At 69.8% G+C, this 19,042-nt stretch carries 24 protein-coding genes and 1 riboswitch; of the genes, 13 read left to right on the top strand and 11 right to left on the bottom strand.

Annotated features, from left to right (window positions below; all coding sequences use genetic code 11):
• Positions 1-53: 53 nt before the first annotated feature.
• Positions 54-662, bottom strand: coding sequence for a TetR/AcrR family transcriptional regulator (locus tag ABZ552_RS18770; protein ID WP_281919152.1), 609 nt, complete (start codon positions 660-662; stop codon positions 54-56).
• 107 nt (positions 663-769) lie between these two features.
• Between ABZ552_RS18770 and ABZ552_RS18765 the strand changes: the two genes are divergently transcribed.
• The 3 genes from ABZ552_RS18765 to ABZ552_RS18755 all read left to right on the top strand — a co-directional run bounded on the left by ABZ552_RS18765 (position 770) and on the right by ABZ552_RS18755 (position 2,352).
• Positions 770-1,417 (top strand): NAD(P)H-dependent oxidoreductase, encoded by a 648-nt coding sequence (locus ABZ552_RS18765; protein ID WP_281877009.1) that lies wholly within the window; start codon positions 770-772, stop codon positions 1,415-1,417.
• A 1-nt stretch (position 1,418) separates the two neighbouring features.
• The gene (locus ABZ552_RS18760; RefSeq protein WP_281877011.1) at positions 1,419-1,739 is read left to right on the top strand and encodes a multidrug efflux SMR transporter; all 321 of its coding nucleotides are present in this window, start codon (positions 1,419-1,421) and stop codon (positions 1,737-1,739) included.
• A gap of 172 nt (positions 1,740-1,911) precedes the next feature.
• Complete coding sequence (locus ABZ552_RS18755) at positions 1,912-2,352, top strand: OsmC family peroxiredoxin (protein WP_281877013.1); 441 nt, start codon at positions 1,912-1,914, stop codon at positions 2,350-2,352.
• A gap of 54 nt (positions 2,353-2,406) precedes the next feature.
• On the opposite strand, the gene ABZ552_RS18750 is transcribed toward ABZ552_RS18755, so the two are convergent.
• The 4 genes from ABZ552_RS18750 to mhuD form a co-directional block, all read right to left on the bottom strand.
• The gene (locus ABZ552_RS18750) at positions 2,407-2,886 is read right to left on the bottom strand and encodes a hypothetical protein (RefSeq protein ID WP_281919150.1); all 480 of its coding nucleotides are present in this window, start codon (positions 2,884-2,886) and stop codon (positions 2,407-2,409) included.
• A gap of 35 nt (positions 2,887-2,921) precedes the next feature.
• The gene (locus ABZ552_RS18745) at positions 2,922-3,713 is read right to left on the bottom strand and encodes a CbtA family protein (protein ID WP_357438578.1); all 792 of its coding nucleotides are present in this window, start codon (positions 3,711-3,713) and stop codon (positions 2,922-2,924) included.
• Complete coding sequence (locus tag ABZ552_RS18740; RefSeq protein ID WP_039794710.1) at positions 3,704-3,898, bottom strand: CbtB-domain containing protein; 195 nt, start codon at positions 3,896-3,898, stop codon at positions 3,704-3,706. The genes ABZ552_RS18745 and ABZ552_RS18740 overlap by 10 nt, the downstream gene beginning before the upstream one ends.
• 29 nt (positions 3,899-3,927) lie before the next feature.
• Positions 3,928-4,080: riboswitch (cobalamin riboswitch) on the bottom strand.
• Positions 4,081-4,160: 80 nt separating this feature from the next.
• Positions 4,161-4,475 carry a mycobilin-forming heme oxygenase MhuD gene (gene mhuD, locus ABZ552_RS18735; protein ID WP_039794711.1) on the bottom strand — a complete coding sequence of 105 codons (315 nt, stop codon included), beginning with the start codon at positions 4,473-4,475 and terminating at the stop codon, positions 4,161-4,163.
• A gap of 58 nt (positions 4,476-4,533) precedes the next feature.
• On the opposite strand from mhuD, the gene ABZ552_RS18730 reads away from it, so the two are divergent.
• Complete coding sequence (locus tag ABZ552_RS18730; protein ID WP_357438575.1) at positions 4,534-5,280, top strand: alpha/beta hydrolase; 747 nt, start codon at positions 4,534-4,536, stop codon at positions 5,278-5,280.
• Between the two features lie 37 nt (positions 5,281-5,317).
• Here the strand turns inward: ABZ552_RS18730 and ABZ552_RS18725 are convergent, their stop codons facing one another.
• Positions 5,318-6,235, bottom strand: a complete 918-nt coding sequence (locus ABZ552_RS18725) for an A/G-specific adenine glycosylase (protein ID WP_357438572.1) — start codon at positions 6,233-6,235, stop codon at positions 5,318-5,320.
• Positions 6,236-6,325: 90 nt separating this feature from the next.
• Here ABZ552_RS18725 and ABZ552_RS18720 point away from each other — a divergent pair, with 90 nt between their 5' ends.
• Complete coding sequence (locus ABZ552_RS18720; RefSeq protein ID WP_063022306.1) at positions 6,326-6,949, top strand: carbonic anhydrase; 624 nt, start codon at positions 6,326-6,328, stop codon at positions 6,947-6,949.
• A 113-nt stretch (positions 6,950-7,062) separates the two neighbouring features.
• Positions 7,063-7,710 carry a hypothetical protein gene (locus ABZ552_RS18715; protein ID WP_357438567.1) on the top strand — a complete coding sequence of 216 codons (648 nt, stop codon included), beginning with the start codon at positions 7,063-7,065 and terminating at the stop codon, positions 7,708-7,710.
• A gap of 10 nt (positions 7,711-7,720) precedes the next feature.
• Here ABZ552_RS18715 and radA read toward each other — a convergent pair whose 3' ends face one another.
• Both radA and ABZ552_RS18705 read right to left on the bottom strand, forming a co-directional pair.
• The gene (gene radA / locus ABZ552_RS18710) at positions 7,721-9,118 is read right to left on the bottom strand and encodes a DNA repair protein RadA (RefSeq protein WP_281877022.1); all 1,398 of its coding nucleotides are present in this window, start codon (positions 9,116-9,118) and stop codon (positions 7,721-7,723) included.
• A gap of 325 nt (positions 9,119-9,443) precedes the next feature.
• Positions 9,444-10,199, bottom strand: a complete 756-nt coding sequence (locus ABZ552_RS18705) for a hypothetical protein (protein ID WP_357438564.1) — start codon at positions 10,197-10,199, stop codon at positions 9,444-9,446.
• 408 nt (positions 10,200-10,607) lie between these two features.
• Between ABZ552_RS18705 and carD the strand changes: the two genes are divergently transcribed.
• The 6 genes from carD (at position 10,608) to ABZ552_RS18675 (ending at position 15,086) form a co-directional block, all read left to right on the top strand.
• Positions 10,608-11,096, top strand: a complete 489-nt coding sequence (carD, locus tag ABZ552_RS18700; protein WP_011206964.1) for an RNA polymerase-binding transcription factor CarD — start codon at positions 10,608-10,610, stop codon at positions 11,094-11,096.
• A gap of 2 nt (positions 11,097-11,098) precedes the next feature.
• Complete coding sequence (gene ispD, locus ABZ552_RS18695) at positions 11,099-11,824, top strand: 2-C-methyl-D-erythritol 4-phosphate cytidylyltransferase (protein WP_281877023.1); 726 nt, start codon at positions 11,099-11,101, stop codon at positions 11,822-11,824.
• A 2-nt stretch (positions 11,825-11,826) separates the two neighbouring features.
• Positions 11,827-12,294, top strand: coding sequence for a 2-C-methyl-D-erythritol 2,4-cyclodiphosphate synthase (gene ispF, locus ABZ552_RS18690; RefSeq protein WP_281880705.1), 468 nt, complete (start codon positions 11,827-11,829; stop codon positions 12,292-12,294).
• A gap of 64 nt (positions 12,295-12,358) precedes the next feature.
• Complete coding sequence (cysS, locus tag ABZ552_RS18685) at positions 12,359-13,765, top strand: cysteine--tRNA ligase (RefSeq protein ID WP_357438561.1); 1,407 nt, start codon at positions 12,359-12,361, stop codon at positions 13,763-13,765.
• Positions 13,765-14,742: a 23S rRNA (guanosine(2251)-2'-O)-methyltransferase RlmB gene (gene rlmB, locus ABZ552_RS18680; protein ID WP_357438559.1), complete on the top strand. Its 978-nt coding sequence runs from the start codon at positions 13,765-13,767 to the stop codon at positions 14,740-14,742. The genes cysS and rlmB overlap by 1 nt, the downstream gene beginning before the upstream one ends.
• 65 nt (positions 14,743-14,807) lie before the next feature.
• Positions 14,808-15,086, top strand: coding sequence for a DUF4190 domain-containing protein (locus ABZ552_RS18675; protein WP_281877029.1), 279 nt, complete (start codon positions 14,808-14,810; stop codon positions 15,084-15,086).
• Between the two features lie 36 nt (positions 15,087-15,122).
• Here ABZ552_RS18675 and ABZ552_RS18670 read toward each other — a convergent pair whose 3' ends face one another.
• The 3 genes from ABZ552_RS18670 to ABZ552_RS18660 all read right to left on the bottom strand — a co-directional run bounded on the left by ABZ552_RS18670 (position 15,123) and on the right by ABZ552_RS18660 (position 18,427).
• Entirely contained in the window at positions 15,123-15,929 is an 807-nt protein-coding gene (locus tag ABZ552_RS18670) for an enoyl-CoA hydratase-related protein (RefSeq protein ID WP_281877031.1), read from the bottom strand.
• A 55-nt stretch (positions 15,930-15,984) separates the two neighbouring features.
• Positions 15,985-17,157: an acyl-CoA dehydrogenase family protein gene (locus ABZ552_RS18665; RefSeq protein ID WP_281877032.1), complete on the bottom strand. Its 1,173-nt coding sequence runs from the start codon at positions 17,155-17,157 to the stop codon at positions 15,985-15,987.
• Between the two features lie 295 nt (positions 17,158-17,452).
• On the bottom strand, positions 17,453-18,427 hold the full coding sequence (locus ABZ552_RS18660) for a WYL domain-containing protein (RefSeq protein WP_357438555.1): 975 nt from the start codon (positions 18,425-18,427) through the stop codon (positions 17,453-17,455).
• A 100-nt stretch (positions 18,428-18,527) separates the two neighbouring features.
• Between ABZ552_RS18660 and ABZ552_RS18655 the strand changes: the two genes are divergently transcribed.
• Positions 18,528-18,923: a RidA family protein gene (locus ABZ552_RS18655; RefSeq protein ID WP_281880707.1), complete on the top strand. Its 396-nt coding sequence runs from the start codon at positions 18,528-18,530 to the stop codon at positions 18,921-18,923.
• Positions 18,924-19,042 lie beyond the last annotated feature (119 nt).

Below are 19,042 nucleotides of genomic sequence, written 5' to 3'. Positions count from 1 at the left end.
CGGTGGGCGTTGTCCACCGACGGTTTCGTTGTGGAGGGACTCGGCGGCCGTGCTCATCTCCGGGCGAGCACCGTTTCGGCGATCACGCGGAGTGCGTCGGTGATCTGTCCGGAAGTCAGGCCGCGCTCGCGTTGCTGCCGGTAGACCTCGGCCGCCAGGGGTGCGAGGAGCGGGTCGACCAGCGCGTCCGGTTCGCGAATCCCGGCCGCCGCCAGCAGCGCTCGCACATGGGCGTACCAGAATCCGTAAGCCCCGGTCGCGAAGCGGGCCCCGCCGATCTCCGCGCCGAGCGCCAGATGGGCGTGCGCGTCCAGCAATTCGACCATCGCGGCGTAGAACGCGGCCAGTCTCTGCCCGGGCGGAGCTCCGGGCCCGAGCGGCGGCGGACCGGAGAGCAGTTTCTCTTGCAGTGCTCGCTCGTGTTCGTCCAGCAGGGCTACGGCGACCGAATTCGTGTCCGGATACCGCCGGTACAGGGTGCCGCGGCCGACGCCCGCCGCCTTCGCGATGTCGTCCATCGTCACCGTGCGTGGGTCCCGGGTGGCGAACAACTCGGCCGCGGCGGCGAGGACTTTGGCTCGGTTGCGGGCCGCGTCCGCGCGTTCCGGGGGAGCCGACCGGCCCGGACCGAGGCCGGCGAGCAGATCGGATCGGGGGTGCATGCCGTGACTGTAGCCGATCTCGCGATAAGTGGACAACATGTCCGCATTGCGAGTACGGTGGGCCCGTCGCTAATCGGACAGTTTGTCCACTTACTGGAGGTCGGACCATGAGCACCCTGTTGCACGTAGACGCCAGCGCCCGGCGGCGGTCGATCAGCCGGGAACTGAGCGGCGCCTTCGCCGACGCGTGGCGCGCGGGGCATCCGGATGGCGGCTACCACTACCGCGACCTCGCCGCCGAGCCGGTGCCCTTCATCGGCGAGGCGTGGACCGAGCTGTGTGACGCCGTGCTCGCCTTGCCGAGCACCGACCCGGCGCGGCTCGGGGCCTTGGTGCGCACCCCGGAGCAGGCCGCCGCGTGGAAGGTCGTCGAGCCGTTGCTCGCCGAGTTGCTCGCGGCCGATGTGATCCTGATCGGCACCCCGATGTACAACTACTCGATCCCGGCCTCGCTCAAAGCGTGGCTGGACCAGGTGACCTTTCCGCGAATGTCGCTGGGCCACCGTCGGTTCGTCGTGACGAGCGCGCGCGGCGGCGCTTACTCGCCCGGCGCCCCCAAAGCCGCCTACGACTATCAGGAGCGTTTCCTGCGCGACTTCTTCGCGGGCCATTTCGCCGTATCCGATACCGTTTTCGTGCAGGCGGAACTGGCGAATGCCCGTCAGGACCCGGCGCTGGCGCACCTGCGCGCCGAGCACGAGACGTCGTACGCGGGCGCTTTGGCCGCCGCCCGCGCTCTGGCCGGGGAGTACTGACATGAACTGGGTGGTTCTCGCCGCCGCCGGGCTCGTGGAGATCGTCTGGTCGCAGAGCATCAAACCGACCGAGAATTTCACCAGGCTCGTCCCCACCCTGGTTTGTTTCCTGCTCGGCGCGACCGCTGTCTACCTGCTGTCGCGCGCCATGCAGACGTTGCCGGTCGGCACCGCCTACGCGGTCTTCACCGGCATCGGCGCGCTCGGCGCGATCACCCTCGGCATCGTCGTCCACAAGGACCCGCTGGGCATCGGGCGCATGCTGGCGCTCGCGTTGATCCTCGGCGGCATCGTGCTGGCCAGGATCACGAACCCGGAGTAGGACCCTCGACCGCCCGGATTCGCTTGGGCGTGGGGCACTTACCGCAGACGCGCCCGCCGTGTTCGAGCCCCTGCGTCGCGGCGAACGCGATCGGTGAACCGGTGGGCCGGGGCGCGTCGGCCGGGGTAGGTTCGTCCTGAATCGTCAAACGATCATCGGCGAAAGGACCGTGATGCCCACACGTACCGCGCGTACTGCCTGGACCGGCACCCTGCAGGAGGGTTCGGGACAGGTCGAACTGGCCAGTTCGGGGGTCGGTAAGTACGACGTGTCGTTTCCCAAGCGTTCCGCCGAGGAGGCCGACGGCACCACCAGCCCGGAAGAACTGATCGCGGCCGCGCACTCGTCCTGCTACGCGATGGCGCTGTCGGCGCAGATCGGCAACGCGGGCGGCACCCCGGAGAGCCTGGACGTCGCCGCCGATGTGACCCTCGGCCCCGACCCGGCGGGCGGCTTCCGGATCACCGGGATCAAGCTGACCGTCCGCGGTCGCGTCTCGGGCATCGACGCGGACGCCTTCCAGGCCGCGGCCGAGGCCGCCAAGGCGGGCTGCCCGGTGAGCAAGGCCCTCGCCGGCGTCGACCACATCACCCTCGACGCGGCCCTCGCCTAGCGCGCCGGTGCCCCGCACCCGCCAGGGGCGCGGGGCACGAAGCGTGCTCGGGGATCAGTGCTCGCGGAAGTAGCGGCGCGCGGGCCGGGTGTAGAGCGCCGGGATGGCGATCAGCACGGCAATGACGTGAACCGTGCGGAAGGCGGCGAGCAGCAGCGACGCGGGTGCGGCATCCTGTACGAGGTCACGCAGTTCGTTCGCGGACATGGCCGCTGCGAGCGGCTCGATGATCAACGACAACAGGCCGAAGACGCCGATGCCGACGGTGAGCAGCAGGCGGGCCCAGCGGTCGCCGCGAGTCATACGCACCGCGACGGCGAGCACCAGAAGGTAGATCGCCATGCGGAGGCCCAGCCCGGTCGCGACGCTCGCCAGGTCGGCTCGGGGGGACACGAAGGCCCGCGCGATCGCCTCGGCGACACCCGCGACCAATGCCACGACCAGTGCGACGAACGCGACACGGACGACGCGCGGTGGTCCAGCGGGGTAGACGCGCGGTGGCTTGGTTCGGACGGAAAAGGCAGTGCCGGTCATGGGACCGACACTGCCTCAATGCTGCTAGGCGGGAATCACTCCGCGGTAGCGGCCGCGACCGGTACCGGGGTATCGGTGCGTGTCGCGAACTCGCTGAGCGCCGCGAAACCGAGGGCCAGGCAGGCCCACAGGGTCGCGGTCTCGGCCAGCGACGCCACCCGGAACTGCCACAGCAGGGTGGCCGGGAAGTCCGCGCTCACCTCGTTCACCCCGGGCAGCAGGATGTAGCCGAGCGTGGTCACCAGGACGAACGCCGCGACGCCACCGATCAACCGGAACGTGGGAAGTCGCCCCCGCAGCGCGGTGAACACCGCCACCGCCGCGCCGACAGCCACGAGGCCCAGCACGACCGCCGCCACCCACAGCAGGGTGCGCTCATCGATGGTGTCCGGGTCGCCGACCGCCGGTGGGTTGGCCGGGTACTTGAAGAAGGGCACCGCGACGATCGCGGCCCAACCCGCCGCGCCGAGCGCCAGTGCGAGCCGTGGCCCGGTCAGCGCGGTGTGGCGCCGCGCGAAATGCGCGACCGATGCGTAGATGGCGCCGAGCGCGAGCCCGGCCAGCCCGAGCGCGAGAAATTGCCCGAACTTCTGGCCGCCACGGCTCACCAGCGGTTCTTCCTCGTCACCGTGGGAATGCCCACCCGGGGATTGGGCGTGCTCGCCGTGCGCGTGTTCGGTGGCGGAACCGGCTTCCTCGATGGCGATGGCGGCGTCCACTTTGGGTTCACCGACGAAGTAACCGACTGTGGCGGCCAGCAGTCCGGCGATCAGACCGGCCAGCAGGCCGCGCAGCAGCAGTGTTCGGAGCGAACCGATCAGTGGCACGGAAGCCCCAGCAGGTGGCGTCCGTCGTGCATCAACTCATGCAGGTACATCCCGCTGCGCGAGATGACGCCCTGGTCGAACCCGACCAGGTACAGCGTGAGCAGTGCGAGAAGAACGACACCGACCGTGACGAGCACGGTGGCCAGGGAATCGGTTGCCCGGCTGGGTGAATGCGCGATGGCCATTCGAGTCCTCCTTGGGATACGCGTCCCGTCGGGTGGTGGCGCGACGGTGCCGGTGTCTGGCTTTCCGGCACCGGACTCGGTGCGTGGAACACAGTGGCGCGACCGCTCCGGAATCTCACCGGAATTACCGCGTCACCCTCGCGTTTGTCCTTCGAACTGTGACACCCGCACGGCCTCGGCGTCAACCGGGTCCGGCACGGGCGTACCACGGCGTCGGGCGAGTCGCCGGGCAGGCGGGCCTGCCCGGCGGTAGGTCTCGGACTCAGTTCGCGGGCTTCGCGTCGACGTCGAGCACGACCTCGAACTCGAGCAGGGACGCACCCGTCGAGACCGGCTTCTGCCGCTCGCCCGCGTGCGCCTCGCGCGCGGGCCCGTCCCGCCAAGCCGCGAAGGATTCTTCCGAATCCCATTGGGTCACCACGAAATAGCGCTTCTCGCCGGCCACCGGACGCAGCAGCTGGAAGCCGAGGAAGCCGGGGGAGTTCTCGACCGCGTGCGCGCGGTGGGCGAACCGCTTCTCCAGCTCGGGGCCCGCGCCCTCGGGAACCTCGATCGCGTTGATCTTCACAACAGCCATGCGTCCAAGCTAGCGGCTGCTGCCGAGCAGACGCTCGGTGACTCGTATTGTCGAGACGATGTTGTACGACGAAGGCGGAGCAGGCGCGCCGATCCTGCTGCTGCACGGACTGATGGGCAGCGCGCGCACCTGGCGCGATCAGCTGGGCTGGCTGCGCGAACACGGCCACGTCTACACCTTCGACGCCGCCGGGCACGGCAGGCCCGCACCCGAGCGACTGACGACCGAGGCTTTCGTGGCCGACCTCGCCGCGAGCACCGCCGGGATCGCCGAGCCGATGGTGGTGATCGGTCATTCGATGGGCGCGCTGCACGGCTGGGTGTTCGCCGCGACCCACCCCGAGCGGGTCCGGGCGCTGGTGATCGAGGACATCGCGCCGGACTTCACCGGCCGCACCGCCGCGCACTGGGCGGCCATGATCGAGGCTTGGCCGCAACCGTTTCCCGACGACGAGGCGGTGCTGTCCTTCTTCGGACCGGTCGCCGGGCGGTACTTCCTGAATTCGTTCGAGCGCGGGCCGGAGGGATACCGGCTGCACGGTTCGGTCACCACCTTCCGCGATATCTCCGAGGAGTGGGGAACGCGCGACTTCTGGCGGCAATGGCATGCGGTGCGAGTCCCTGCCTTGCTGCTGGAAGGCGAGCACAGCATCACCCCGCCTGGGCAGATGCGGCAGATGGCCGCCGCGCATCCGGACGCCGACTACGTCCTCGTCCCCGGCGCGGGCCACCTCGTGCACGATAACCAACCGGAGCGTTATCGAGCCGAAGTCGAGCGCTTCTTGCGCCGGGTATCGGGCAGTTAGGAACTTCGGCGCTTCCGTCGCGCGGCCCGATGTCGGTTCAGCTGATCGCCCCGGGGTGCCCGCCCTCGCCCGCCAAGGCGAACAAACCATCGGGTGTCTGCTCGATCAGACCGTCCACCAGCAGCGAATCCAGAGCGCGGTCGCGCTGGCCCGGATCGCGGGTCCACGCCAAATCCAGGCGCACCCGTTCCACCGGACCGCTGGCGTGCCGCAAAACGTCGAGCAGGCGACCGCGCGCTTGCCGGTCGGTGCCCTCGTACTTCTGAGTGCGGCGGACCACATCGCTCACCGGACGGCCCGCCGCGACCCAGGCGCAGCTCGGCAACGGGCAGCGCGAGCAGTCGGGCGTGCGGGCAGTGCACACGGTCGCGCCGAGCTCCATCAGGGCGGCGGAGAACACCGCGGCGCGATCGACCTGGAGCGGCAGCAGGGCTTCGGTCTCGGGAAGGTCCCGCGACGACGGATTGCCCGCTTCCGCGCGCCCGTGCACCGCCCTGGCAACCACCCGGCGGACATTGGTGTCCACCACCGGAACACGCTGACCGTAGGCGAAACAGGCGACGGCGCGCGCGGTGTAGGCACCGATACCGGGCAGCCCGAGCAGCACCTCCACGTCGGCAGGCACCTCGTCACCGTGCTCGGCCGCCAATACCCGGGCGCACTCGTGCAGCCGCAGCGCGCGGCGCGGATAGCCGAGCTTGCCCCAGGCGCGCAGCACTTCCGCCTGCGACGAGGCGGCCATCGCCGAGGGCACCGGCCAGCGCGCCACCCACTCCCGCCAGATCGGTTCCACCCGCGCGACCGGCGTTTGCTGCAGCATGATCTCGCTCATCAGAATCTGCCACGCGGTGACGCCGGCGCGGCGCCACGGCAGATCGCGCGCGGTCGCTCCGTACCAGTCCAGCAACGTGTCCGCGTCGATGCCATTCGGTGCGCCGTTCCGCACTGTCCTCACTGTCCCCGTCCTACGGCCGCCAGGCGGTATTTGCCCACCCGTAACCGACCTAACTCGCTGGTAGCGCAACCGTCCTGCACAATGGTCGGTATGCCGGATTCCAACCCGATCAGTGCCTGGAAGTCCCTGCGTGAAGGCAACGACCGCTTCGTCAGTGGTGCGCTGCTGCATCCTAGCCAGGGTGCCGCGGACCGGGCCAAACTTGTCAGTGGCCAGCATCCGCACGCGATCTTGTTCGGTTGCGGTGACTCACGGGTCGCCGCCGAATTGATCTTCGACCAAGGTCTCGGCGACATGTTCGTGGTACGCACCGCGGGCCATGTGGTCGACAGCTCGGTGCTCGGTTCGATCGAGTACGGGGTGCAGGTGCTCAACGTGCCGCTCATCGTAGTGCTGGGGCACGACAGCTGCGGAGCCGTGAAGGCGACCATCGACGCGCTCGACGGCGGCGAGGTCCCCGGCGGGTTCATCCGCAGCGTGGTCGAGCGGGTCACCCCGTCCATCCTGGTCGGACGCCGCGAAGGACTGTCCACCGTCGACGAGATCGAGGCCAGGCACGTGGTGGAGACCAGCCGCCTGCTCATGCAGCGGTCGATGATCATCTCGCAGGCGGTCGCGACCGGCGCGTGCGCCATCGCCTCCGTGACCTACAAGCTGGCCGAGGGCAAAGTGCAGCTGCACCGGGTCGTCGGCAACATCGGCGAGGAGGCCTGAGGCCGCGATCGGCCCAGCGTGCCGGCGGAATGTACTCGCCGCCCGCGGGTGCGGGCGGCCGACACGCCGTGCCCCTGAGACGATGCGCCCGACCATGCCCTTACCGTTGAGGCGTGCTGGAACCGAATGGACCGCTGCCACCGGAGATCTACTGGCGTCGACGCGTGTTCGCCATCGGAATCCTGGTGGTCGCCCTGGCGCTGGTGATCTGGGTCGTGCTCGCCGTCGCGCGCGGCGGCGACTCACCCGATGACGCCCGCACCGCCGGGTCCAGCACGGTCACGGCGAAGCCCGCCGACGCCGCGGCCAAGCCGTCGGGCGAGTCCGGCGCGCCGAAGACCTCCGCGGCGGCGAGCAGCGCCGCGGCGGGGCCATGCCCGGACCAGTCGCTGGCGATCAAAGTGACCGTCGAGCAGCCCACCTACAAGACGGGCGAGCAGCCGGTGTTCGGGATCGTCATCACCAACATCTCGGCGGTGCCGTGCACCCGCGACATGGGCTCCGGCCTGCAACAGGTTTCGGTGCACACGCTCGACGGCCAGCGGCGCCTGTGGTCGAGCACCGACTGCTATCCGGACGGGCAGCCCGACGTCCGCACGATGAGCCGCGGTGAACAGGCGGCGTTCACGGTGACCTGGTCGGGCACCACGTCCCAGCCCAACTGCGCGGGCGAACGCGTCCAGGTTCCCCCGGGGGCGTACAGCGTTGTCGCGCAACTCGGTTCGGTACGCAGCATGGCGGAGCCGTTCAACATCGCTTGACGAGGAGCGGTCAGCTGGCGGCTTCTTCGGGTGCGGCGCGTAGTTTGCGCAGGCCGGCTATGCGGATGGCGGAGCGGAGGTCGGTGACCTCGTAGATCTTCATGGTGCTCCGCACCGGCGCGAGGCCGGGCGGCACCAGGGCGGTGGTGAAACCGAGCCGTTCGGCTTCGGCCAGCCGCCGGTTGAGGCCGGTCACTTTACGGACCTCGCCCGCGAGCCCGACCTCGCCGAGGATCACCCAGCCCGGCGGGATCGGAACGTCGGACTCGGCACTGGCGATGGCGAGCGCGATGGCCAGGTCGGCGGACGGCTCGACCAGCCGCATGCCGCCGACCGTCGCGGCGTAGACGTCGCTCTTGCCGAGGAACACCCGGCCCCGGCTCTGCAGGACGGCCAGCACCATGGCGACCCGGTTGTAGTCCAGGCCGCTCACCGCGCGGCGCGGCTGCGGGATCTCGGTCTTCACGGTCAGGCCCTGCACCTCGCCGACCAGCGGACGCTTGCCGTCCATCGCGACGGTCACCGCGGTGCCCGGCACGGAATCCGTCCGATGGTGCAGGAACAGTCCGGACGGGTCGTCGACGCAGGCGATGCCGTCCTCGTGCAACTCGAAGCAGCCCACCTCGTCGGCGCTGCCGAAGCGGTTCTTGATGCCGCGCACCATGCGCAGCGTGGAGTTCTTGTCGCCCTCGAACTGCAGGACCACGTCGACCAAGTGCTCGAGCGTGCGCGGGCCCGCGACATTGCCGTCTTTGGTGACGTGCCCGACCAGCAGCACCGCGATCCCGCTCGCCTTGGCCAGCGAGGTCAGCGCGGCGGTCACCTCGCGGACCTGGGTGACGCCGCCGATCACGCCGTCCACCTCCGGCGCGAGCATCGTCTGCACCGAGTCGACCACCAGCAGCGTCGGGCGCACCTGCTCGACATGCCCGAGCACGATCGACAGGTCCGATTCCGCGGCCAGATAGACCCGGTCGTGCACCGCGCCGGTGCGGTCGGCCCGCAACCGGACCTGCCCCGCCGACTCCTCGGCGGTGACGTACAGCGACTTCTCCTCGCGCTGGGCCGCCCAGCGATGCGCCACCTCGAGCAGCAGCGTCGACTTGCCCACCCCCGGCTCGCCGGACAGCAACACCACCGATCCGGGCACCACCCCGCCGCCGAGCACCCGGTCCAGCTCGCTGACGCCGGTCGGCCGCGCTTTGGTGACCTTGGAATCGATCTGCGAGATCGGCGCGGCCGCAGTACTGGGCAACATCGCCTTCCGCCCCGGAGCCCCGACCGCCCCCGCCCCTGCCACTATCTCGTCGACGGTGCCCCAGGCCCCGCACTCAGGACACTTGCCCACCCACTTGGCGACTTCGTGCGAACAGGCGGAGCACCGAAAGGTCGGCTTGGTCTTTGCCACACGGGCACCATACGCACCAACCCCGACAGTGTTGGATTTGCCGCGACTGCGTCGCGGCGTGTTCGCGGATGCTCGGTCTCGCTTCGCTCGGAAGACGGGGTCGGGGTGAGCTGGGTGCGTCGGTAGCGAAGCGAACTACAAACGGGTGCGCGGGTCAGCTCGTCGAGCCCTGATTGGCGCAAGTCTTACGAGCGCCGTTCGCGGACCGGTTCGTGTCCGGGTGGGCGAAGCGCATGCGACGCAGTCGCGAGTCTCGCCGCCCGGACACGAACCATCGAGGGGCCGCGAACCCGCCGCGCCGTAGGCGCGGCAAATCGGATACAGCTCAGTGGCCGCCGGAGTGCTCGGCTTCGGCCGGGCCGGACTTGTCGGACTCGTGGCGCTCGGTGTGCTGGCCCGCGTCGACCGGGACCTGGACCTGGACGGTGCCGTTCTGCTTGAAGTTGAACGAGACGTTGTAGGTCAGGCCCGGGGTGACGTCCCTGGTGAGGCCGGTGATCTCGATCAGGATCGGATTGGCTTCCGGGTCCTCGGAGGCGGCCGGGGAGCCGTGCTCGCCCGCGCCGTGCGAGTCGGCGGTGGTGGTCGGCGCGGCGGTACGGGGCGCGGAGGTGGGCGCGGCGGCGCTCGTGGTCGGCGCGGCGCTGGTCGTGGTGGACGCGGCTTCGCGCTTGACCGGGTGATCGGCCGCGACGACGGTCTGCTGCGGGGCGAGCTCGACGACGGACTTGCCGGAGGCCGGGGTGATCTTGACGGTGCCGAGGTCGGTGGTGATGCTGGTCAGCTCATCGCGGACGGACTCGCCGTTGTTGACGATGGACAACGCGATGAGCGCCTTGCCGCCTTTGGCGTTGTTGTACGCGGTGCCCTCGGTGGGGTACACGATGTGCACGTTGCGCAGCGCGATGCGGCCGACGTCGGCGTGGTTGCCGTTCACGGCGGCGACCTGCTCCGCGGTCTGCGAGATCTGGCCCGCGCCGCAGCCGGACAGCGCGATCGCCGCTCCGGCGGCGAGTGCGGCAACCGTCACCATGCGACGTCGCGCCCCCTTCGGGGCGGTCACAGCTTTCAGGGCAGTCACGGGTTGTCCCTCCATGTCGACCGGGCTCTGGCTCCGCGCGGGAGCGTAGTAACTAGGCAGCGTAGTAGTTCCCTCGGCGGACCGGGCGCGGGGGCCGTGTGGAACGCGGACGCGGCATCGCGCTGCGAATGCGCGGTGTGCGGCGGGCCACAGGACATCCGCGCCGACACTCGGCATGTCGATAACGGTTCGATCGAGCTTCGGAGGTTGCCGCGAAGGTGCCGGCGCGCGGGAGGCGAGCGGCGCGGAACGAGCCCGAAGATAACCCCTTCTGGCACAACGTAATGCACACCGCCTGGCATCTGTCAAGCCCCACGGTAGCCTCGTTGTGGCCCTGACCTGCACAGTTGATCGCGCCGTTATCGAGTCGCATGTTAAACTGTGAACATCGAAAGGGGCACGGGACACATGATTTTTAAGGTCGGAGACACCGTCGTTTACCCCCACCACGGAGCGGCGCTGATCGAAGCAATCGAGACTCGCACCATCAAGGGTGAGCAAAAAGAGTATCTGGTCCTGAAGGTCGCCCAAGGCGATCTCACTGTTCGGGTTCCCGCGGAGAACGCCGAATACGTCGGCGTGCGTGACGTCGTGGGTCAGGAGGGTCTCGATCGGGTCTTCCAGGTGCTTCGCGCGCCGCATACGGAGGAGCCGACCAACTGGTCCCGCCGCTACAAGGCCAACCTCGAGAAGCTCGCCTCCGGCGATGTGAACAAGGTGGCCGAGGTCGTTCGCGATCTGTGGCGCCGGGAACAGGACCGCGGCCTGTCCGCGGGCGAGAAGCGCATGCTCGCCAAGGCACGGCAGATTCTTGTCGGTGAGCTCGCGCTGGCCGAAGGCACCGATGACGGCAAGGCCGAGACCCTGCTCGATGAGGTCCTCGCAGCGGCTTCCTGACCGTGAACAAACCTGACAACGGTGTCCGTTCCACCGACGGACCCGTCGTTGCTCTGGTGCCTGCCGCCGGCCGTGGCGTGCGTCTGGGTGAATCCACACCCAAGGCGTTCGTCCCGGTCGGCGGCACGCCCATGGTCCGGCTCGCCGTCGAAGGCTTGATCGCCTCCGGCGCGGTCGACCGGATCATCGTGATGGTTCCCACCGAACTCGTCGACAGCGCCGTTGCCCTGCTGCCGCCCACGAGTTCGGTTCAGGTGGTCGTCGGCGGCGCCGAACGCATCGACTCGGTGCGGGCGGGTATCGCCGCGGCGCCCGACGCCGCGTTCTTCCTGGTGCACGACGCCGCCCGAGCCCTCACGCCGCCCGAACTCATCGCGCGGGTCGCGGCGGAATTGCGCGCGGGCCGGCCCGCGGTGATTCCCGGGCTCCCGGTGGCCGACACCATCAAGTCCGTCGACGCGGTCGGCGCGGTGACCGGTACCCCCGATCGCGCGTGTTTGCGCGCCATCCAGACGCCGCAGGGCTTCGCGGCCGATCTCCTCCGCTCCGCCTACGCGCCCGAGGGCATCCAGGCCACCGACGACGCGGGGCTGGTGGAGCGGCTCGGCGTCGCGGTCCACACCATCCCCGGCGATCCGCTGGCTTTCAAGATCACCACTCCGCTCGACCTCCGGCTCGCGGGCGCGGTGCTCGACGGCGCGAGCCTCGGACCGGTGGTGGCGCCGTGAGCATGCGCGTCGGCATCGGCAGTGACGTCCATCCGATCGAAGCGGGCCGGCCCTGCTGGATGGCCGGTCTGCTGTTCGACGGCGACGACGGCTGCGCCGGTCACTCGGACGGCGACGTCGCCGCGCACGCGCTGTGCGACGCGCTGCTGTCCGCGGCGGGCCTCGGCGATGTCGGCGCGGTCTTCGGCACCGGACGCCCGGAATGGGCGGGTGTCTCCGGGGCGGCCATGCTGAAGGAAGTGCGCAGGTTACTGAACGAAGCGGGCTTCGAAGTGGTCAACGCCGCGGTGCAGGTCATCGGCAACCGGCCCAAGATCGGGCCTCGGCGCGCCGAGGCGCAACAGGTGCTCGGCGAGCTGCTCGACGCGCCGGTCTCGGTGTCCGGCACGACTACCGACGGGCTCGGCCTGACCGGTCGGGGTGAGGGCGTCGCCGCCGTGGCGACGGCCCTGCTGCAAGCCTGTCGTTGATCCAGCTCCGACGGACCCGAGCCGGTCCGTGAACGACCTTATACACCAGCTAGGATCGACTGCCGTGACGCTGCGCCTCTTTGACACCGACACGCGGACCGTGCGCGATTTCGCGCCCTTGGTCCCCGGCCGTGCTTCGGTGTACCTCTGTGGCGCCACCGTGCAGGGCGAGCCGCACATCGGCCACGTGCGTAGCGGAGTCGCGTTCGACGTGCTGCGACGCTGGCTGCTCGCGCACGATATCGACGTCTTCTTCATCCGCAACGTCACCGATATCGAGGACAAGATCCTGATGAAGGCCGCCGAGGCGGGCAGGCCGTGGTGGGAGTGGGCCGCCACGCACGAGCGCGCCTTCGATCGCGCCTACGAACAGCTCGGTGTGCTGCCGCCGTCCGCGGAGCCGCGCGCCACCGGCCACATCACCCAGATGGTCGAGATGATGCAGCGGCTGATCGAGCGCGGTCACGCCTACGCGTCGGCGGGCAACGTGTACTTCGACGTGGTCAGCTATCCGGATTACGGCAAGCTGTCCGGCCACCGGCTCGACGACGTGCATCAGGGGGAGAGCGCGGGCGAGGGCAAACGCGACCCGCGCGACTTCACCCTGTGGAAAGCGGCCAAGCCGGGCGAGCCCACCTGGCCGTCGCCGTGGGGTCCTGGCCGCCCGGGGTGGCACCTGGAGTGCTCCGCGATGGCCGAGTTCTATCTCGGTTCGGAGTTCGACATCCATTGCGGCGGTATGGATTTGGTGTTCCCGCACCACGAGAACGAGATCGCCCAGTCGAAGGGAGCCGGGGACGGCTTCGCCAGGTACTGGCTGCACAACGGCTGGGTGACCATGGGCGGCGAGAAGATGTCCAAGTCGCTGGGCAACGTGCTGTCCGTGCCGAACGTGCTCAAGCAGGTCCGTGCCGTCGAATTGCGGTTCTACCTCGGTAGCGCGCATTACCGCTCGATGCTGGAGTACTCGGACAAGGCGCTGCACGACGCGGCGCAGTCCTACCAGCGCATCGAGGCGTTCGTGAACCGGGTGGTGGACCGGGCCGGTGCTATTCCGGTGGGTAAGTGGACCGACGCGTTCGCCGCCGCCCTCGACGACGATCTCGCGGTGCCGAAGGCGCTGGCGGAGATCCACCGCGCGGTGCATGACGGCAACAAGGCGTTGGAGGCAGGCGCGATCGACTCGGCGCGCGACTTGGCGAGCCAGGTGCGCGCCATGCTCGCCGTTCTCGGCGTCGACCCGCTGGACCCGCATTGGTACACGCCGAGCGATTCCTCCGCCGCGCTCAGCGCTCTCGACGTGCTGGTGCGGGCGGAACTCGACCGCCGCCAGGAAGCGCGCGCCGCGAAGGACTGGGCGACCGCCGACGCCGTGCGCGATCGCCTGCAGTCGGCGGGTATCGAGGTCACCGACACCGCCAACGGCCCCGAATGGGCGCTCGGCGCATCGCAAACCGGAAAGGCCCAGTGATGGCAGGCAATTCGCAGCGCCGAGGTGCGGTGCGCAAGAGCGGCACCAAGAAGGGTGCCGTGGTCGGGTCCGGCGGCAAGCGCAGGCGCGGATTGGAAGGGCGTGGCGCCACCCCGCCCGCCGAGATGCGGACCAAGCATCCCGCCGCCAAGCGCGCGGCCGTGAAAGCCAAAGCGGCGCAAGCGCGCTCGACCGCGCGCGGCGGGGCGGCCCGGCCCGCCGGACGCAAGACCGACGACGGTCCGGAACTGGTGCTCGGACGCAATCCGGTGGTCGAGTGCCTGCGCGCGGGCGTGCCCGCGACGGCGCTCTACGTCGCGGTCGGCACCGAGAACGACGACCGGTTGACCGAGAGCGTGCGGCTCGCCGCCGACACCGGCATCTCCATCCTGGAGGTGCCGCGCACCGATCTGGACCGGTTGAGCGCCAATGGTTTGCATCAGGGCGTCGCCCTCCAGGTGCCGCCGTATCGCTACGCCCACCCTGACGACCTGCTCGACCGGGCGCGCGGATCCGCGCAGCCCGCTTTGCTGGTCGCGCTGGACAACATCTCCGACCCCCGCAACCTGGGCGCGGTGGTGCGGTCCGTGGCGGCCTTCGGCGGCCACGGCGTCCTGATCCCGCAGCGGCGCAGCGCGAGCGTCACCGCGGTGGCCTGGCGCACCAGCGCGGGCGCCGCCGCTCGGCTTCCGGTCGCCCGCGCGACGAATCTCACACGGACGCTGAAGGATTGGGCCGCTCAGGGCGTTCAGATCGTCGGCTTGGACGCCGGGGGCAACACCTCGCTGGACGATTTCGACGGCCGCGAGCCGACCGTGATCGTGGTCGGTTCGGAGGGCAAGGGCCTGTCCCGCCTGGTCCGGGAGTCCTGTGACGCGATTCTGTCGATTCCGATGGCGGGTCCGGTGGAATCGCTGAACGCGTCGGTCGCCGCAGGCGTGGTGCTCTCCGAAGTCGCCCGCCAGCGCCGCGCCTGAGCGCCGTTTCCGCCTCGTACGCCTAAAAACCCGGAGAGGCGGCCCCGCCCAGTAGAATTCGGCTGGTGGTGATACCCAATCAGCCCATCGGTACGCCGGTCGAGCATCCGAACGCGACGGCGGTGTTGTTTCTCGGCGCGGCGAGCGTCCTTTGCTGCGGGGTGCTCGGGCCGGTGGCGTGGGCGCTGGGACGGCGCGCGCTCGACCAGATCGAGGAATCCGGCGGCGCGTACGGTGGCCGGGCCCAGGTGCTGGTGGGCTACGTCCTCGGCGTCATCGGCACCGTCCTGATGATCATCTTCGCGGTGCTGTTCCTGCTCATCCTGATCGGCGGTAATGCTTGAGCGCGGCCGCGGGGCCACGCCGCGGGCCGAAGGGGCCTAGTCCAGACTCGGCCGTTCGCGCTCCTCGGCGTCCCAGGCGGGCCATTCCGAGCTGACGCTGCCCGACCAGCTGGGCTGCCTGCGATCCCGGAACGCGGCCATGGCCTCACCGCCGTCGACGCTCTTGGACGCGTGCTGGTTGAGTTCGGTTTCCAATTGGCCGACCACGGCGGGGCTCATCCCGAGCCCTTCCCAGAGCAGCCGCTTGGACAGTGCCACCGGTAGCGGCGCCGAGCCGTTCGCGATGTCGTGCGCGACGGCCAGCGCGGTGGGTAGCACCTCGCCCGCGGGTAGCGAGCTGTTGGCCAGCCCCATCGCCTTCGCCTCGTCACCGTCGAACGTGCGGCCGGTCAGCATGATGTCGGCGGCGTTGGCCATGCCGACGAGCCTGGGTAGCGTCCAGTGCGCGTAGCCGTCGGCGAGGACACCGCGACGCACCTGGTTCAGCCCGTACACCGCGTCGCGGGCCAGGTAGCGCAGGTCGCACTGCAGGGCCAGGGCCAGGCCGATGCCGACCGCGTGGCCGTTCACCGCCGCGATCACCGGCTTGCGCACCCGCCACGGTGGCGGATCGATGGTGGCGCTGACCTCGCCCACCCGGTTGGATAGGTCCGCGCCCGCGCAGAACGCGGGCGGGGTGCCGGTGACGACCACGGCACGGATGGCGTCTTCCGAATCGCAGCGCTGCAACGCAGCGCCCAATTCGGCCGCCATCGTGGGGGTGAAGGCGTTCTGCTGGGCGGGACGGTTGAGCGTGAGCACGGCGACGCCTCGCGAGACATCGACGTGCAGTTCCGAACTCATGCCACAGGATGTTAGCCGACGGACGCGCACCTGACCCGGGGCCGAAAGTCCTCCGCTATCCGCGCAGCACCTTCCGCCCGATGGCGTACTTGTGCACCTCGGTCGGCCCGTCGTAGAGGCGGAACGCGCGCATGTCCCGGAAGATCATCTCGACGACCGTCTCGTCGCTGATGCCGATGCCGCCGAGCACCTGCACGCACCGGTCGGCGACCTTGAACAGTTCCTCGGACACGAACGACTTGGCGATCGAACTCTCGTGCCGCGCCTTCTCGCCGTTGTCCATCAGCCAGCACGCGTGCCAGATGGTCAGCCTGCACTGGTGCAGGGCGATCTCGTTGTCGGCGAGCATGAACGACACGCCCTCGTGCTCGCCGATCGGTTTGCCGAACGCGGTGCGGGTGCGGGCGTGCTCGATCGCGATGCTCTGGGCGCGTTCGGCGGCGCCGAGCCAGCGCATGCAGTGGGTGAGGCGGGCCGGGGCGAGCCGGAGCTGGGCGTAGCGCAGCGCCTGGCCCGCCTCGCCGAGCAGCGCCTCTCGCGGCAGCACCAGATCGTCGAAGCGGACCACGCCGTGCCCGGCGACGTAGTTGCGGTCCATCGTGTTCATCGTGCGCTCGATGACGATGCCGGGCTGGCCGCCGTCGGCCAGGAACAGCGTGGGGCCCTCGGGCAAGTGCGAGTTGGCGGCAAGGCGCGCCATGATGATCCAGGTCTTCGCGCCGTTCGCGCCGGTGATCAGCCATTTGCGGCCGTTGATGGTGAAGTTCTCGCCGTCGAAGGTCGCGGTGGTGGCGAGTTGGGCCGGGTCGGAGCCGGCGCCGTCGGGCTCGGTCATGGCGAAGACCGAGCGTTGGTGGCCCGCGACCACGGGGGCCAGATAGCGCTGGACCTGGTCGGGGTCGGCCACCTTGGACAGCAGGAACATGTTGCCCTCGTCGGGCGCCGCGCAGTTCATCGCGACCGGGCCGAGTGTGGACCAGCCCGCCGCCTCGTAGATCACCGCCTGCTCGATGTGGGTCAGGCCGCGCCCGCCGAGCGACTCCGGCGCCTGCACGGTGAGCAGTTTCTCGGCGCGGGCGAGTTCGACGAGTTCCTGCCGCAGCTCGTCGGTGGGGCCGTGCGCGGTCAGGCGCGGATCCCGCTCGTAAGGGACGATCTTGTCGATGACGAATCGGCGTACTCGGTCGCGTTCGGCGGCGAGGTCGGCGGGAATCGCGAAGTCGATCATCGTTGGTCACCATTCGTTCGGGGGGCGCGACGTGTCGAGCATACGAAAGTATCCGGTACCGACTGAAGGCGGCTGCCATCAATGGTGTGTCGCTTCCTGGTATGCGTCCTGAGCTGCGTCGACAATGGCTGACTGCGGCCTCGGCATAGCCGGAGACGGTGCGAGAACCGCACCGATCGCGCGGGCATCCCCTGAACGGCCTCCGCGGCCGAGCTCGAGCTCGGTGCGCCGAGATGACGAAGGCGGGACAGCGACGAACCTGCGGCGACGTGTGGCCGAGGGCGTGCGACGACCTTCATGGCGACGCTCCGTAGCAGGCGGCGATTGCGGCGGCGCGGTCGCGCAGGGAAGTGCGCAACCACTCCGGGGAGAGGGCTTCCGCGTCCGCGGCGAGCTGCCACAGCGCCCATTCGGCATGCCGGGAATCCTGGAAGGTCACCTCCAGCCGCAGCCGGCCGTCGGCGTCGGCTTCTTCGGCGCGGACGGTGAGTGCGGTGCTCACCAGGTCGTCCCGCCGGGCCGGGTCCACCCGCACCAGCACGGTGACTTGGTCGCCGCCCATCCGGAACCGCGTGCTCCGTTCCTGCCAGGCCCGGTCCAGATCGACCCGGTCCGGGCGCTGTGCGGGTTCGGGAAGTTCCTCGGCGGCCAGCACACGCGACAACCGGTAGGTGCGGTCCGCGCCGGACCTCGTGGCCAGCAAGTATCCCTGGCCGCGCGCGGTGACCAAGCCGATCGGGTCCACCGTGCGCCACGCCGGGGTCTGGTCCACAGCCGCGTAATGGATGCGCAGCTTGTGCCCGGCGAACACCGCTCGCCGGATCTCGGTCACTACGGCGTCGGGCACCTCCTCGGCGGCCAGCCGCCGTGAGAGGAGGTCGGTTTCCGGGTCGATGAGCAGTCGCTGTGCCGCGTCGCTCGCGGCGGCCTGATAACTTTCCGGCAGCGCGTCGACCACCTTGAGCATGGCCGAAGCGAGCGCCGAGCCCAGGCCGAATATTTGCGCGCCGCGCCGAGTTCCGGCGACGAGCAGGGCGAGCGCCTCGTCGTGGTTCAGACCGGTGAGTTCGGTCTGGAACCCCGGTAACAACGCGAAACCGCCGTGCCGCCCGCGCTCGGCGTAGACCGGGACGCCGGCCGCGGACAGGGCTTCGATGTCGCGCAGCACCGTGCGGGTGGATACCTCCAGCTCGCGGGCGAGCGCGTCCGCGGTCAACCGACCGCGCTGACGCAGCAGCAGCACCAGCGAGACCAATCGGTCGGCGCGCATCCGGAAAACCTACCGGAATACACGACGGAGGATGTCGTGATTTGTTGGGAGGCTCATCTGCGTAGGAATTCTCGATGGATTGATGGGAGCTGATGTGGGAGTGCAACGAACGGCGGTCAACCCGGTGACGTGGGCGGCGGAGCTGGGTTTCAACCAGGGTGAGCTGGTCTCCGGGCACACCCGGACCCTGTACTGCTCCGGGCAGACCGCGATGAGCGGCGACGGCAAGCCCCAGCATGACGGGGACATGGCGGCGCAGTTGGCGCTGAGCCTCGACAACTTGGAGGCCGTGCTCGGCGAGGCCGGTATGTCTCTCGCGAACCTCGTTCGGCTGAACGTCTACACCACCGACGTCGACCTGCTGTTCCCGCACTACGGTGTGCTGGCGTCGCGGTTGGGCGCCGCTGGGGTGGCACCGGCCACCACGATGCTCGGCGTCACACGCCTGGCTGTCCCGGGCCAGATGGTCGAGCTCGAGGGCACCGCCGTCGCGTGATGCGGCGCCGCTCCTCGTGCCGGTTGAACCGGCACGAGGAGCGGAAAGTGGTGATTCGCCCTTCTCAGCGGCTCTGGAGCGCGTGCCGACCATCCGGGGGACGGCGAGTCCCGCGAGGC

This window comes from Nocardia sp. NPDC019219 (assembly GCF_040632645.1).
In the GTDB taxonomy this organism is placed as follows: domain Bacteria; phylum Actinomycetota; class Actinomycetes; order Mycobacteriales; family Mycobacteriaceae; genus Nocardia; species Nocardia sputorum.
The sequence above is the reverse complement of the archived record's forward strand: the minus strand, read 5'-3'. Positions and strand labels throughout refer to the sequence as shown.

Bases quoted from the DNA above. Each gene is read 5' to 3' on its own strand.
- ABZ552_RS18730 (WP_357438575.1), top strand. From the start codon at position 4,534: ATGTTGTACGACGAAGGCGGAGCAGGCGCGCCGATCCTGCTGCTGCAC.
- ispF (WP_281880705.1), top strand. From the start codon at position 11,827: ATGCGCGTCGGCATCGGCAGTGACGTCCATCCGATCGAAGCGGGCCGG.
- ABZ552_RS18755 (WP_281877013.1), top strand. From the start codon at position 1,912: ATGCCCACACGTACCGCGCGTACTGCCTGGACCGGCACCCTGCAGGAG.
- ABZ552_RS18720 (WP_063022306.1), top strand. From the start codon at position 6,326: ATGCCGGATTCCAACCCGATCAGTGCCTGGAAGTCCCTGCGTGAAGGC.
- ABZ552_RS18760 (WP_281877011.1), top strand. From the start codon at position 1,419: ATGAACTGGGTGGTTCTCGCCGCCGCCGGGCTCGTGGAGATCGTCTGG.
- carD (WP_011206964.1), top strand. From the start codon at position 10,608: ATGATTTTTAAGGTCGGAGACACCGTCGTTTACCCCCACCACGGAGCG.
- ABZ552_RS18750 (WP_281919150.1), bottom strand. From the start codon at position 2,886: ATGACCGGCACTGCCTTTTCCGTCCGAACCAAGCCACCGCGCGTCTAC.
- ABZ552_RS18670 (WP_281877031.1), bottom strand. From the start codon at position 15,929: ATGAGTTCGGAACTGCACGTCGATGTCTCGCGAGGCGTCGCCGTGCTC.
- mhuD (WP_039794711.1), bottom strand. From the start codon at position 4,475: ATGGCTGTTGTGAAGATCAACGCGATCGAGGTTCCCGAGGGCGCGGGC.
- ABZ552_RS18740 (WP_039794710.1), bottom strand. From the start codon at position 3,898: ATGGCCATCGCGCATTCACCCAGCCGGGCAACCGATTCCCTGGCCACC.
- ABZ552_RS18665 (WP_281877032.1), bottom strand. From the start codon at position 17,157: ATGATCGACTTCGCGATTCCCGCCGACCTCGCCGCCGAACGCGACCGA.
- rlmB (WP_357438559.1), top strand. From the start codon at position 13,765: ATGGCAGGCAATTCGCAGCGCCGAGGTGCGGTGCGCAAGAGCGGCACC.
- ABZ552_RS18770 (WP_281919152.1), bottom strand. From the start codon at position 662: ATGCACCCCCGATCCGATCTGCTCGCCGGCCTCGGTCCGGGCCGGTCG.
- ABZ552_RS18660 (WP_357438555.1), bottom strand. From the start codon at position 18,427: ATGCGCGCCGACCGATTGGTCTCGCTGGTGCTGCTGCTGCGTCAGCGC.
- ABZ552_RS18765 (WP_281877009.1), top strand. From the start codon at position 770: ATGAGCACCCTGTTGCACGTAGACGCCAGCGCCCGGCGGCGGTCGATC.